Genomic DNA, 1293 nt, shown 5'->3' on the forward strand with positions numbered 1-1293 from the left:
CAAATGTTACCGTATTTGTCTTCAGTTATATCTGTTATTCCATTATGACTTATACATTATTTCCTGAGCTGGAGGAAGTTTATTTAAAGGATGCTTGTCAGGGTGATTCTCCTCGTAGGAAGCAGGGGAATCCACATAGAGGGGCAACGTCTGTCGGAATCATAGGTCTAAGACCAAAAACAGAAGACGGAGAAGATTACTACCATCCGGATGGGAGCGTCGCGAAACTAAGAGCTTGTTGCTCTTCTATGTATTTTGAAAAATCAGAGAGGATTGAATGGAAACTAACGTTTCAGGAAAAGTGCGTACCGGATATAAAAGTGAAATTGATCTAGGAGGTGTAATTTTATGACATGGTATAATGATATGACCGTACAACAGAAGAGAGATTTTAAGAAAGTGATAGCAATAAGTGTAATAGGAGCAAGCATAGTTTTGATTATTCCGATAGCTTTTCATTTTGTTTAGTATAAAAATTTAATTTGAGGAGCGTGATTACATGAAACTAACCTATAAAAAGCAAATGATTATTGCAGTTATTATTATCATTTTGACAAATATTATGACAGAAATATTTGATTTTTGGATTTACAGAAGTGTAGGCTTTGTTATTTGCGGTTTGATGTGGATCATACATCCTGTTTTGCCGAATGGAGCGAAGTATCCAAAAGAACATTATTATGGACAAGGATTGCAGGTGTCGTTCTAATTCTTATCGGTGTCTTTACAAGAGTGCATATTTAGGAAGGTGGGAGTGCATCATGAAAAAGACTATAAAAATTGGATTAATTACTATTTTGATTATAGCAGTAGCAGTCTGTGCATGGTTCATCGGATACCATACAAGAAAAAGTCAGGACAATCTGCCGTCCTTAGAATCTATTGCTGAAATGGATGAAGCAGATATGAATGATTTGTTGGTTGGTTATAGAAATTATCAACTTGTTGATGTGTGGGAAGATCCAGATATAAAATCTGATAACACATGGATCTGGAAAACTGATGAACATACCCAGCTTCAAGTAAGTTGTAATAACAAAGATAAAGTTGTTGTATGCAGCCTTGATTCTGTTTTTCAGGCTGTAATATTGGAAATCTTTGACAATCATTACTTGGTTGAGCCGGTAGAAGGCAGTCCGGAACTTCGCAGTTCTGATAGAATCGAGGTTAAAATAGAACACTTGGATCCTTCGTTGGAACCAGAGGTGGGCGATATCATTGAAATTGTCCATAGTGGCGAAATCATGGAAAGTGATCCGGCAAGATTGCAGGATGTATATAGTATCCGTGTTG

General features: G+C 36.7%; 2 protein-coding genes and 1 pseudogene. All 3 read left to right on the plus strand.

The features are described from left to right. The coding region (locus tag Q0486_RS01445) for a hypothetical protein (protein WP_299229719.1) at positions 1-335 on the plus strand (335 nt) is incomplete at its 5' end. 227 nt (positions 336-562) lie between these two features. Further along, positions 563-709, plus strand: coding sequence for a hypothetical protein (locus Q0486_RS01450; RefSeq protein WP_299229722.1), 147 nt, complete (start codon positions 563-565; stop codon positions 707-709). After that, positions 681-1293, plus strand: a pseudogene (locus Q0486_RS01455) (hypothetical protein); the annotation flags it as partial. The gene Q0486_RS01450 and the pseudogene Q0486_RS01455, both read left to right, overlap by 29 nt.

The organism is uncultured Bacteroides sp., from assembly GCF_937912035.1.
Taxonomy (GTDB): domain Bacteria; phylum Bacteroidota; class Bacteroidia; order Bacteroidales; family Bacteroidaceae; genus Phocaeicola.